Raw genomic sequence first — 11,097 nt, 5'->3', positions numbered from 1 at the left:
CTGTGCCCCTGGGCCTGGATGACCTCCCGCTGGATGGGGGAGGTGCAGCAGGTCCGCGACGTCGACGTCACCTGGTCGGTCATGAGCCTGTCCGTCCTCAACGAGGGCCGCGACCTGCCCGAGGACTACCGCGCGATGATGGACAAGGGCTGGGGCCGGTGCGCGTCGTCATCGCCGCCCGCGCGGCCCACGGCGACGAGGTCGTCAAGCCGCTCTACGACGCGCTCGGCACCCGCATCCACCACCGCGAGGAGGGCTACGACACGGCCATCGCCGGTGCGCTGGCCGACCTCGGCCTGCCGGCCGAGCTCGCCGACGCCGCGACCTCCGACGCGCACGACACCGAGCTGCGGGCCAGCCACCAGCGGGCCATCGAGCTCGTCGGCGACGACGTGGGCACCCCGGTCGTCGCCGTCGACGGCGTCGCCTTCTTCGGCCCGGTCGTCACTCCGGCCCCCAAGGGCGAGGCCGCCGGCCTGCTCTGGGACGGCTGCCTCCTGCTCGCCCGCACCCCCGGCTTCTACGAGCTGAAGCGCTCGCGCACGCAGGGCCCGATCTTCGACACGGAGGACTGACGATGGCCCGCGTCCACGTCGGCGCCGACCACGCCGCCTTCGAGATGTTGAACGACCTCGTCGCGCTCCTCGAGGCCGAGGGCCACGAGGTGACGAACCACGGTCCGCACGAGTACGACGCGGAGGACGACTACCCGGTCTTCGTGCTGCGCGCGGCCGAGGCCGTCGCCGCCGACCCCGAGGCGCTCGGGGTCGTCCTCGGCGGCTCCGGCAACGGAGAGCAGATGGCCGCCAACAAGGTCCGCGGCGTGCGCGCGGCGCTCGCCTACGACGAGGAGCTGGCCCGCCTGGCCCGCGAGCACAACGACGCCCGCATCCTCTCGATCGGCGCCCGGATGTCGGAGCCGGAGGTGGCCCGCGCGATGGTGCGCACCTTCGTCGCGACCCCCTTCTCCGGCGAGGAGCGGCACGTCCGTCGCCTCCGGATGATCGAGGCCTACGAGGCCGACGGCACCCTGCCGCCGGTCGGCTGACCCTGCTCCGCAGCGCCCTCGACGACCCGCGCCCCGAGGTCCCCGGTTCTCTGGCGGCGCCCGATCGGGTGCCACTACTCTGGCGCCTGCCCGCACGACGTGGCAGGAGGCCGAGCATGACAGCAGGCGCCGGGCGGTCCGGCTCGCGCCGCGTGGCCGTTGACGGGTCCCGTCGCCTCGTCTTCCCGAACCGCTTCGCCGGTGTCGACCAGGGCCGCTGGCTCGTCGTCGCGCTCGTCGTCGCGGTGACGCTCGTCGGCGTCGGCGCCGTGGTCCGCCCCGACCTCGTCCCCATCTCCCTGCTCTTCCCGCTGCTCGTCGTCGCGGGGCTGCTGCTCGAGCCCCGCCGGCTGGCGATCGTGCTCGTGGGGGCCGGGCTCGTGGTCTTCGCGTGGGGCCCGGGCTCGCTGCTGTCCCCGACGCGGGTGGCCGGCGTCAGCGTCGCGGTCGCGCTCGTCATGTGGCAGGCGGTGCTCATCGCGCGCTCGCGCGCGCTGCTCGGGACCCGGGGCCTCGGTGGCGACCGGATGTTCGCCGAGCTGCGCGACCGCATCGTGCGCGGTGGCCAGGTGCCGGCGATGCCCGAGGGGTGGGCGGCGACCTCGTGCATCCGCTCGGCCCACGGCGACCGCTTCTCCGGGGACTTCGTCGTCGCCCACCTCGAGGGCGACGGCGAGCGGTTCGAGGTCGCGCTCGTCGACGTCAGCGGCAAGGGGACGGCGGCGGGCACGCGCTCGCTGCTGCTCTCCGGGGCGCTCGGCGGGCTCCTCGGTGCCGTGCCGCCCGCCGACTTCCTCCGGGCCGCGAACGACTACCTCGTGCGCCAGGGCTGGCACGAGGGCTTCGCCACCGCGGTGCACGTCGAGCTCGACCTGCGCAGCGGCCTCTACTCCGTGGCCAGCGCCGGACACCCCGCGCCGGCCGTCTACACCTCGGGGCGGGCGCGGTGGACCCTCATGGACGGCGGCCGCGGACCGGTGCTCGGTGTCGTGCCGGGGGTCAGCTTCCCCCGCCAGTCCGGCCGCCTCGAGCGCGGCGACGCACTGCTCGTCTACTCCGACGGCGTCGTGGAGGCGCGTGACCGCGACCTCGTCGACGGCATCGACCGGATGCTCGGGGTCGCCGCGGCGTCCGTGCTGAGCGGCGGCGACGTCGCCCGCGATGTGTGCGAGTCGGCGCGGTCGGGGGAGGATGACGACCGGGCCGCCCTCGCGGTCCGCCGCGTCTGACCCCTCGTCCCACCCCGAAAGGCCCCTGCTCGTGCCCGCCCGCCCGGACCTCGACCACACCCCTCGCGAGGGCGTGCGCACCTTCACGCCCCGCTGGCGCAACAGCCCGCTGACCGACGAGCGGATGGCCACGCTGCTGCCGGCCCGGGCGCTGCCCGAGGGGCCGCTCGTGCCCGTCGAGGCGTTCGGGCGCTCGGGGCCGGTCGTGCTGGAGATCGGGTCGGGGCACGGTGCGGCCGCCATCGCGTACGCGGCGGCGCACCCGGAGGCCGACGTGGTGGCGGTCGACGTGCACGTGCCCGGCATCGCCCGGATGCTCGCCGCCGCCGACGCGGCCGGGGTCGCCAACCTCTGGGTGCACGCCGGCGACGCGCTGCCGCTGCTCACCGAGCGGGTCGCGCCCGGGACGCTGGCGGCGGTGCACCTGTTCTTCCCCGACCCCTGGCCGAAGCAGAAGCACGCCAAGCGCCGGTTCGTCCAGCAGCACACCCTGTCGCTGCTGGCCTCCCGGCTGGCACCCGGTGGCGTGCTGCTCGTCGCGACCGACATCGACTCCTACGCCGCGCACTGCCGCACGCAGCTGGCCGCACACGGCGGGTTCGACGTCGTCGAGGGGGAGCGACCGGACTGGCGCCCCGACGACGGCTTCGAGGCCAAGGGGCTGCGGCACGGCCGGGGTGTCTCGGAGTTCCGCTGCACCCTCCGCCCCTGACCCGCCGCGGCGCGCTCGCGGATGCCCCGCGGTGATGCAGAAGGCGAGCCCAGGGCCGCGTCCTGCATGACCGTTCGCGGTTGTCCACAGGCCCCCCGTGCCGGGGTGGTCGACTCGGGCAGGCTCTCGTGCATGCCCGGCACACCACGACGCCGCCCTCGCGCGGAACGGGCGGCCCGCGCGGGGCCGCTCTTCGACGAGCACGACGGCGTGGCGCACCGGGAGACCCTGAGGCGAGCGGGGGTGAGCCGTGAGGACGTCCGCGCCGAGGTCGAGGCCGGGCGCTGGAGCACGGCCGGGCGGCACACGGTCGTCCGGGGCGTCGACGTCCCGAGCGGACGGGCGTCGTGGTGGCGTGCGGTGTGGGAGTCGGGGTCGAGGGCCGTCCTCGACGGCGTCAGCGCGCTGCAGGCCGCGGGCCTGACGGGCTTCACGTCCGCGCCGGTGGACGTCAGCCTGCCGCGCTCGAGTCGCCTCCGACGGGTCGAGGGTCAGGGCACGCCGACGGCAGGTGCTGGGTCCGGTGGTGCGCGCCGGCCTGCCGCGCGCTCGGGTCGAGGTGGCGACCATCCGCGGCGCGCAGTGGGCACGCACCGACCGCGAGGCCGCTCTCGTCGTCTGCCTCGCCGTGCAGCAGCGGCTCGTCCACCCCGCCCGTCTGCTGGCGGCCTGGGCGGAGGTCAGGGGCGGTCGGCGGCACCGGGTGCTCGATGCCGTGATCCGGGACGTCTGCGACGGTGCCCACAGCCTCGGTGAGCTCGACCTGTCCCGGATGTGCCGGCGTGCAGGGCTTCCCGCGCCCGACCGACAGGTGGTGCGTCGTGCCCCCGGCGGTCGGCTGTACCTCGACGCGGTGTGGGACGACGTCGGACTCGTGGTGGAGGTCGACGGTGCGCACCACCTGCTGGCCCTCGCCCCCGTCGACGACGCGTTGCGTGCCAACGAGGTGGTCATCGGTGGCGAGCGGGTGCTCCGGTTGCCGGTCCTGGCGCTCCGTCTCGATCCGGCGCGGTGCCTGGACCAGGTCGCCAGGGCCCGCGCCGCCCTGCTCGCGCGTGCCGCGGCCTGACATCCCTGCGCGGTGATGCAGGAGGCGGGGGATGCCTCGCCTCCTGCATCACCCGACGGTGTCGGTGTCGGGGTAGCCGGACCCGCGGGGTGAGCCACCTCGTCCCTCGGTGCCTCACGCCCGCTGCCGTCATCCGGCCCCGGCACGCCACAGGCCGATGCGCTCCGCGCATCGGCCTGTCGTCGTGTCGGGGTAGCCGGATTCGAACCGGCGGCCTTCCGCTCCCAAAGCGGACGCGCTACCAAGCTGCGCCATACCCCGCGGCGCACTGGACCGACCGAGGCGAGTCGGTGTGATTTCGGATCCCGCGAGCGCGGGCCCTAGGCTAGCGCTGCCCTCGCGGTGCACGCCGACGAGGTGCGCGGGCGTAGCTCAATGGTAGAGCCCCAGTCTTCCAAACTGGCTACGCGGGTTCGATTCCCGTCGCCCGCTCCACCACCGACCGGTCGCTCAGTCCTCGGGCCGGCCGACCACCGGCCGACCGCGCACCAGGGTCCGCCGCCGCGCCGGCACCCGTGACCACACGGCCTGCTGCAGCGACAGGGTCAGCCACCCGGCCACGGCCATGCCGGTGAGGTTGAGCCCCAGCTGGGCGAGCGACCCCGTCACCTCGTGCCACGCCCCGAAGGCCGCCCCGAGCGCCACGTTGCCCGCGGCCGGCACCGTCGTCACGGAGATGAACACCCCCGACAGCCCGCCCGTGCGGGCCGACGTCAGCGACAGCACCCCGGCCGCGGCGGCGATGACCGCGACGATGAAGCTCCAGCGGTCCGGGGTGTAGATGAACGCCGTCGCCGGGCGCTCGCCGACGATGTCCTCGTAGGTCACCCACCCGAGCCCCCGCCCGACCAGCCCCGCGACGAACGTGACCACCATCCCCGCGGCGAACCCCAGCACCAGGGTGCGCGCGGCGAGCCCGAAGAGCCCCCACTTGCGGCGCACCAGGGCCAGCCCGAGGGCGGCGATCGGCCCGAACTCCGGCCCGAGCACCATGGCGCCGATGACGAGGATGGGGGAGTCGAGGACGATGGCGATGCCGGCGATGAGCGTGGCGAGCGCCATGAACGACAGGTACGTCCAGTTCAGCTCGGAGTCCTCGTAGGCGCGGTTGCCGACCTCGGTCCACACGACGGCGTCGGCGCTGGCCCCGGGGGCGCGCCGCTCGGCGTCCAGCCCGGCCCGCGACACCCACGTCGTCACCGCCTCGACCCGGATGGTCCCCTCCTCGTGCACCCCGAGGTCGCGCAGCGCCTCGATGACCGGGTTGGCGCCCTCGCGCGCGACGTCGGCGGTGACGACGTCGCCGGGCGGCTTGACCGAGGCGCCCCGGAGGACGGCGAGACCGGTGACGTAGTCGTCGGCGTCGAGGACGGCGACGACCTCGTCGCTCAGGTGGGCCGGGACGGTGACACGCAGCGACAGCACGGAGGAAGTGTGCCGCAGCCGGGGGAGGGGGCAGGCCCACGGCGCGAGGGTCGATTCGGAGCGCCCGCGCCGGGCCGCTAGCATGGGTCTTTGGCGTCGTCCCGGGCGCCGCGCCCCGTGCGCGCCCCCGGAGCGACCGGCCCACCGGCCCGACGACGCGCGTCCCTGAACCCGACACCCCAGGTGGAGTGCCCGAAGTGAAGAGTGCCGTCGAGACCCTCAGCCCGACCCGGGTCAAGCTGACCGTCGAGGTCCCGTTCGACGAGCTGAAGCCCATGCTCGACGACGCCTACCGGACCATCGGGTCGCAGATCCAGGTCCCCGGCTTCCGCAAGGGCAAGGTCCCGTCGCGGATCATCGACCAGCGGGTCGGTCGCGGCGCCGTCGTCCAGGAGGCCGTCAACGAGGCCCTCCCCAAGTTCTTCGCCGAGGCCGCCGAGGCCGAGGACGTGCGCGCCATCGGCCAGCCCGACGTCGACGTCACCGCCGTGCCCCTCGAGGACGGCCAGGACCTCACCTTCACCGTCGAGACCGACGTCCGCCCGACCATCGAGCTCCCCGAGCTCACGGGCATCGCGGTCAGCGTCGACGACGTCGCCGTCGCCGACGAGGACGTCGAGGAGCGGATGACCTCCCTGCGCGAGCGCTTCGGCACCCTCGTCGGGGTCGAGCGGGCCGTCGAGGACGGCGACCACGTCTCCATCGACCTGTCGGCCAGCATCGACGGCGAGGAGATCGACTCGGTCACCAACGTCTCCTACGAGGTCGGCAGCAAGAACATGCTCGAGGGCATGGACGAGGCGCTCATCGGCATGTCCGCCGGCGAGACCAAGACCTTCACCGCCCCGCTCGCCGGTGGCGACAACGAGGGCCAGGACGCCGACTGCACCGTCACCGTCCAGTCGGTCAAGGTCCGCGAGCTCCCCGAGCTCGACGACGAGTTCGCCCAGCTGGCCTCCCAGTTCGACACCCTCGACGAGCTGCGCGCCGACGTCGTGGCCCAGGCCGAGCAGGCCAAGAAGTACGAGCAGGGCATCCAGGCCCGCGACAAGGTCCTCGAGCACCTCCTCGAGACCGTCGACGTGCCGGTCCCCGACGGGATCGTCGAGGCCGAGGTGCACTCCCACCTCGAGGGCGAGAACCGCCTCGAGGACGACGAGCACCGCGCCGAGGTCGACGAGTCGACGCGCAAGGCGCTCAAGGCCCAGTTCCTCCTCGACGCCATCGCCGAGAAGCTCGAGGTCAAGGTCGAGCAGCCCGAGCTCATCGAGTACCTCGTGATGAGCGCGCAGCAGTACGGCATGGACCCCAACCAGTTCGCCCAGGCCATCGACCAGCAGGGCCAGATCCCCTCGATGGTCCAGGAGGTCGCCCGCCGCAAGGCGCTGGCCGCCGTCCTCGACGAGGCGACCGTCACCGACGCCAGCGGCAACGCGGTCGACCTCGACGAGCTCGTGCCGGACGCCGAGGAGGCCCCGGCCGACGACGCCCCGGAGGCCGTCGAGGCCGAGGTCGAGACCGAGGCGGACGCCGAGGAGCCGGCGAAGGCCTGACGCCCCCACCGCACCGACCGACGCCGCGCCCCCATCCGGGGCGCGGCGTCGTCGCGTGTCAGGCCGGTGGGGGAGCGGTCGTCGTGCCGACGCGCAGCGAGACCGGGAACCCGATGTCGTCGACGGGCTCGCCGTCGAGCGCGCGGCGCACCAGTCGCCCGAGGGCGTGGCCCTTCTCGACCCCGGGCTGCAGCACGGTCGTCAGCGTCGCGTCGAGCCAGGGCAGCTCGACGCCGTCGAACCCGGTGACCGACACGTCCTCGGGCACCCGCAGGCCGAGCGCCCAGGCGGCCCGGACGACACCGGCCGCGAGCAGGTCGGACTGGCAGACGACCGCGGTGGGACGTCGCCCGGCCGGCACGTCGAGGAGCAGCCGGCCGGCCTCCTCGCCCGAGCCCACGGTGAGGTCGGCGGTGACGACGACGGGCGCGGCCTCGCCGGCCAGCGCGCGGAAGCCGCGCAGCCGACCGGAGGAGTCGGGGTAGCGGGCCGCGTCGAGGTCACCGGGTCGCAGCGGACGGGTGCGCGACCCGGGCGCGAGCGCCATCGAGACGTGCGCGAGGCGGGTGTGGCCCAGCCCGAGCACGTGTCGCGTCGTCAGGCCGATCGCCGCCTCCTCGTCGGTGCGCACGTGGGCGACGCCCGGTGCGTCGGGGGAGCCGCTGCCGACGAGCGGCACGCCGCGGGCCGCGAGGTGCTCGACGACCGGGTTGTCGCGGACGCCGCACAGCGGGAAGACGACGGCGTCGACGGCCTGGCCCGAGAGCTGGCCGACGGCGCGCACCGGGTCGTCGGCCGGCTGGGCGACGAGGAGCATCGTGCGGTCGGCGGCCTCGAGCTCGTCGGCCAGGCCGTCGAGGACGGCGAGGGCGAAGGGGTCGCGGAAGGCCTCCCGCAGCGGCGCCTCGACGATGACGGCGACCGTGCCGACCCGGCCCTGGCGCAGCGAGGTGGCGAGCGGGTCGGGCCCGGAGAAGGCGAGCTCGGCGGCGGCCGTCCGCACGCGGTCGGCGGTGGCGGCGGCGACCGGACCCTTGCCGCTGAAGACGAGGGAGGCGGTGGAGGTGGAGACGCCCGCGCGCGCGGCGACGTCGCGCAGCGTCGGACGGCGCGCGGGGGCGCTCACCGGCGTCCGTCGGCTTGACTCGGGCGGGGCACGGGACAGACAATATCGAATCGATTCGATCGAATCGATTCGACCACCCCAAGCACCCGCCTCGAGAGAACTCCGTGACCACCGCCATGTCCGCCGCCGCCCCCACCCTCGACGCCCAGCGGGCGAGGTCCGCGCGCACCGCCGTCTTCGTCGTCTTCGCGCTCGCGGGTCTGGTCTTCGCGTCGTGGGCGGCCCGGATCGCCGACACCAAGGTGGCCCTCGGCCTCAGCGCGGGCGAGCTCGGCGCCACCCTCCTGGCCGCCAGCGTCGGCTCGGTCACCGGCCTCCCGCTCGCGGGCCGGGTCTGCGGGCACTTCGGCGCCGCCCGCACCGTCGCCGCCGGCGCCGTGCTCTCCCTCGCGGGGTTGCTGGCCACCGGCGCCGTCGTCGACGCGCACGGCTCGCGCTTCCTCGTGATGGTCGGCCTCTTCCTCGTCGGGCTCGGCGTCGGCTTCTGGGACGTCTCGATGAACCTCGAGGGGGCCGCGGTCGAGCGCGAGCTCGGGTCATCCGTCATGCCGCACTTCCACGCGGCCTTCTCCGGCGGCACCGTCCTGTCCGCCCTGGTCGGCGCCGGGATGTCGGCCGCTCACGTCCCCCTCCTGCTGCACTTCGGCGGCGCCGCGCTCATCAGCGTCGCGGGTGCCGCGTGGGCGCTGCCGCGGTTCCTGCCGCGCGGGGTGGAGGACACCGAGGAGGAGGCCCCCGAGGCCCGCGAGCGCCAGCGCTCGGCGTGGCTCGAGCCGCGGACCCTGCTCATCGGCGTCGTCGTGCTCGCGGCCGCCTTCACCGAGGGCACCGCCAACGACTGGCTCTCCGTCGCGTTCTCGGAAGGGCACGACCTCCCCACCTGGGCCGGCGTCCTCGGGTTCGCCACCTTCCTCAGCTTCATGACGGTCGGCCGGCTCCTCGGGACCCGGCTGCTCGACGAGCACGGGCGGGTGCCGGTGCTGCGCGTCAGCTTCGGGCTCGCGGTCCTCGGGTCCCTGCTCGTCGTCTTCGGCACGGACTGGCTGGCCTTCGCCGGCGCGGCCGTGTGGGGCGTCGGGGCGGCACTCGGGTTCCCGGTCGGGATGAGCGCCTCGGCCGACGACCCCCAGCGGGCCGCGGCCCGGATGTCGGTCGTCGCGACGATCGGCTACGTCGCCTTCATCGGCGGCCCACCCCTGCTCGGCTTCCTCGGCGACCACACCGGCGTCCTGCACGCCCTGCTCGTGGTCGGCGCGCTGGCCATCCTCGCCCTGTCCGCCGTCCCCGCGGTGCGCGAGCCGGCCGGCCGTCCGGCCGGTGCGCCGCGACCCACCGACCCCGCTGCGGGCAGCCCGCTGGGCTGACCGGAGGGGAACCCGGGGCGGGCCCGCGCACCCTGCGCGGGCCCGCCCTCGTCGTCGTTGCGCTCACGGCGAACACGGGGCCGGTGGTGGAGTGCCGCCGGGGGGCCGGGCGTTAGGGTCCATGTCAGGAACAGCCCCCACGAGCGAGGAGCACCCCAGCGTGACCAGCAGCGAGATCGTCGCCGCGGGCGACGGCCAGAAGGCCGGCCTCGACGAGAGCATCTACAACCGCCTCCTCAAGGAGCGGATCATCTTCCTCGGCTCCGACGTCCGCGACGACAACGCGAACGCCATCTGCGCGCAGATGCTCCTGCTCGCCGCCGAGGACCCCGAGAAGGACATCTGGCTCTACATCAACTCCCCGGGTGGCTCGGTCACCGCGGGCATGGCGATCTTCGACGTCATGCAGTGGATCCCCAACGACGTCGCCACCGTCGCGATGGGCATGGCCGCCTCGATGGGCCAGTTCCTCCTGTCGGCCGGCGAGCCGGGCAAGCGCTACGCCACCCCGCACGCGCGGGTCATGATGCACCAGCCCTCGGGCGGCATCGGCGGCACCGCGTCCGACATCAAGATCCAGGCCGAGCAGCTCCTGCACATCAAGAAGCAGATGGCCGAGCTCATCGCCCAGCACACGGGCCAGAGCGTCGAGCAGATCGAGTCCGACTCCGACCGCGACCGGTGGTTCACCGCCGCGGAGGCCAAGGAGTACGGCTTCGTCGACCAGGTCATCACCAAGGCGACGATGACGGGCCCCGGGGTCGACAACCCGGTCACCTCCGACTGACCCGGCCGAGACGACGCGAGAGAGAGACATGAACGCAGACCTGACCGGCCGTCTCCACGTGCCCGGCCCGCAGAGCCGCTACATCCTGCCGCAGTTCGAGGAGCGCACCTCGTACGGCATGAAGCGCCTGGACCCGTACACCAAGCTGTTCGAGGACCGCATCATCTTCCTCGGGGTGCAGGTCGACGACGCCTCCGCCGACGACGTCATCGCCCAGCTGATCGTGCTCGAGTCCCAGGACCCCGACCGCGACATCCTCATGTACATCAACAGCCCCGGTGGCTCGTTCACGGCGATGACCGCGATCTACGACACGATGCAGTACATCCGCCCCGACGTGCAGACCTTCGTCATCGGGCAGGCCGCCTCCGCCGCGGCCGTGCTCCTCGGCGCGGGCGCCCCCGGCAAGCGGTTCGCGCTGCCGAACAGCCGGGTGCTCATCCACCAGCCGGCGATCGAGGGCACCGGCGGCATGGCCTCCGACCTCGAGATCCACGCCAACGAGATCATCCGGATGCGCGAGTGGCTCGAGGAGACCATCGCCCAGCACTCGGGGCGCGACGTCGAGCTCGTCCGCAAGGACATCGAGCGCGACAAGATCCTCTCGGCCGACGCGGCCAAGGAGTACGGCCTCATCGACGAGGTCCTCGCCTCGCGCAAGGCCTCGACCTGAGGCTCGACCCACCCGCAGCACGACGCCGCCCGGTCCCGGACCGGGCGGCGTCGTCGTGCCCGGGGTTGCGAGTTCTCGCAAACCTGCGCTGCAGGGGCGCGCGGCGGACCT

Annotated in this window: 10 protein-coding genes, 2 tRNA genes and 1 pseudogene; 10 read left to right on the top strand and 3 right to left on the bottom strand. The window is 74.2% G+C overall.

Going from position 1 to position 11,097, the window contains the following annotated elements; genetic code table 11:
* Positions 1–18 precede the first annotated feature (18 nt).
* From G7075_RS09375 to G7075_RS09355, 5 genes and pseudogenes are all read left to right on the top strand, one after another.
* Positions 19–575, top strand: a pseudogene (locus G7075_RS09375) (disulfide bond formation protein DsbA).
* Positions 576–577: 2 nt separating this feature from the next.
* The gene (locus tag G7075_RS09370; protein WP_166121297.1) at positions 578–1,048 is read left to right on the top strand and encodes a ribose-5-phosphate isomerase; all 471 of its coding nucleotides are present in this window, start codon (positions 578–580) and stop codon (positions 1,046–1,048) included.
* A gap of 116 nt (positions 1,049–1,164) precedes the next feature.
* A complete protein-coding gene (locus tag G7075_RS09365; protein ID WP_166121294.1) occupies positions 1,165–2,277 on the top strand; it encodes a PP2C family protein-serine/threonine phosphatase in 1,113 nt (370 codons plus the stop codon).
* A 31-nt stretch (positions 2,278–2,308) separates the two neighbouring features.
* On the top strand, positions 2,309–2,989 hold the full coding sequence (gene trmB / locus G7075_RS09360) for a tRNA (guanosine(46)-N7)-methyltransferase TrmB (RefSeq protein ID WP_240917998.1): 681 nt from the start codon (positions 2,309–2,311) through the stop codon (positions 2,987–2,989).
* 511 nt (positions 2,990–3,500) lie between these two features.
* Positions 3,501–4,058 (top strand): hypothetical protein, encoded by a 558-nt coding sequence (locus G7075_RS09355; RefSeq protein ID WP_166121289.1) that lies wholly within the window; start codon positions 3,501–3,503, stop codon positions 4,056–4,058.
* 187 nt (positions 4,059–4,245) lie between these two features.
* Here the strand turns inward: G7075_RS09355 and G7075_RS09350 are convergent.
* Positions 4,246–4,319: transfer RNA gene (locus G7075_RS09350), tRNA-Pro, on the bottom strand.
* A 100-nt stretch (positions 4,320–4,419) separates the two neighbouring features.
* Here G7075_RS09350 and G7075_RS09345 point away from each other — a divergent pair.
* A tRNA-Gly gene (locus G7075_RS09345) sits at positions 4,420–4,493 on the top strand.
* 15 nt (positions 4,494–4,508) lie between these two features.
* Here G7075_RS09345 and G7075_RS09340 read toward each other — a convergent pair.
* A complete protein-coding gene (locus tag G7075_RS09340; protein ID WP_166121286.1) occupies positions 4,509–5,483 on the bottom strand; it encodes a DUF389 domain-containing protein in 975 nt (324 codons plus the stop codon).
* Positions 5,484–5,680: 197 nt separating this feature from the next.
* On the opposite strand from G7075_RS09340, the gene tig reads away from it, so the two are divergent.
* Positions 5,681–7,036 (top strand): trigger factor, encoded by a 1,356-nt coding sequence (gene tig, locus G7075_RS09335; protein WP_166124320.1) that lies wholly within the window; start codon positions 5,681–5,683, stop codon positions 7,034–7,036.
* 58 nt (positions 7,037–7,094) lie between these two features.
* On the opposite strand, the gene G7075_RS09330 is transcribed toward tig, so the two are convergent.
* Complete coding sequence (locus tag G7075_RS09330; protein WP_166121284.1) at positions 7,095–8,162, bottom strand: LacI family DNA-binding transcriptional regulator; 1,068 nt, start codon at positions 8,160–8,162, stop codon at positions 7,095–7,097.
* Between the two features lie 104 nt (positions 8,163–8,266).
* Here G7075_RS09330 and G7075_RS09325 point away from each other — a divergent pair, with 104 nt between their 5' ends.
* From G7075_RS09325 to G7075_RS09315, 3 genes are all read left to right on the top strand, one after another.
* Complete coding sequence (locus tag G7075_RS09325) at positions 8,267–9,526, top strand: sugar MFS transporter (protein ID WP_371814220.1); 1,260 nt, start codon at positions 8,267–8,269, stop codon at positions 9,524–9,526.
* A 121-nt stretch (positions 9,527–9,647) separates the two neighbouring features.
* The gene (locus tag G7075_RS09320; RefSeq protein ID WP_166121282.1) at positions 9,648–10,313 is read left to right on the top strand and encodes an ATP-dependent Clp protease proteolytic subunit; all 666 of its coding nucleotides are present in this window, start codon (positions 9,648–9,650) and stop codon (positions 10,311–10,313) included.
* Positions 10,314–10,341: 28 nt separating this feature from the next.
* Positions 10,342–10,986 carry an ATP-dependent Clp protease proteolytic subunit gene (locus G7075_RS09315; RefSeq protein WP_166121279.1) on the top strand — a complete coding sequence of 215 codons (645 nt, stop codon included), beginning with the start codon at positions 10,342–10,344 and terminating at the stop codon, positions 10,984–10,986.
* The last annotated feature ends 111 nt before the right edge of the window (positions 10,987–11,097 follow it).

The sequence above is a fragment of the Phycicoccus sp. HDW14 genome (genome assembly GCF_011383005.1).
Lineage (GTDB): Bacteria > Actinomycetota > Actinomycetes > Actinomycetales > Dermatophilaceae > Phycicoccus.
The sequence above is the reverse complement of the archived record's forward strand: the minus strand, read 5'-3'. Positions and strand labels throughout refer to the sequence as shown.